The sequence below is a fragment of the Ruegeria sp. CH8 genome (assembly GCF_056536985.1).
In genome coordinates, this window is the sequence record NZ_JBQFQR010000085.1 from 1 (window position 1) to 765 (window position 765).

At 53.5% G+C, this 765-nt stretch carries 1 protein-coding gene; it reads left to right on the plus strand.

The features are described 5' to 3' along the window. Positions 1-710, plus strand: a 710-nt coding sequence (locus ACR0ER_RS25630; protein WP_480771275.1) for an SDR family NAD(P)-dependent oxidoreductase, incomplete at its 5' end; no start/stop codon positions are given. Positions 711-765: the final 55 nt, after the last annotated feature.

Sequence of the window (765 nt, forward strand, 5' to 3'; positions counted from 1 at the left end):
GAGGCATCGGACTTGCCACTGCACGCTTGTTGGTCAGTCAGGGAGTGGGCGTAGCACTGGTCGATCGAGATGCTGAAGAGCTTGCCAAGGTTTCCGAAAATCTAGGCCTCGCTCTGCTCTATGACGTGTCTGTCCCTGATCAAGTCGAGCAGATGGTTGACGATACGCTGAAGCACTTTGGCCGGATTGACACACTCGTCAACAACGCCGGAGTTGCAGATTTCGGGCCAATTGAAGGCACCACCTTTGAGCGTTGGCGGCGCGTCATGGAAACTAATCTAGATGGGGTCTTTCTTTGCTCGCAAGCGGCGACGCCAGCTTTGCGGGCTTCGAAAGGGTCTATAGTTAATATTGCATCAATCTCAGGTTTACGAGCTTCGACGTTACGCGTCGCTTATGGCACGTCTAAAGCCGCCGTTATGCACTTAACTCAGCAGCAAGCCAGCGAACTGGGTGAATACGGTATCCGGGTCAACTGTGTATGTCCCGGCCCTGTGCGCACGAAACTCGCGATGGCTGTCCATTCGCAAGAGATCATAGATGCATACCATGATGCCATACCTTTGAACCGCTACGGCTCAGAAGACGAAATTGCGCGGGTAATTGCCTTTCTCACATCTGACGATGCGAGCTATGTGACGGGGCAGATAATCTCTGTAGACGGTGGGTTCCAAAGCACTGGAATTGGCCTCCCAGCCTTGCGCCAATAGATATCAGTTCGAGAACCGGGCATTACTGTCGAGATACCGAGCGGCTGCTTCGTCC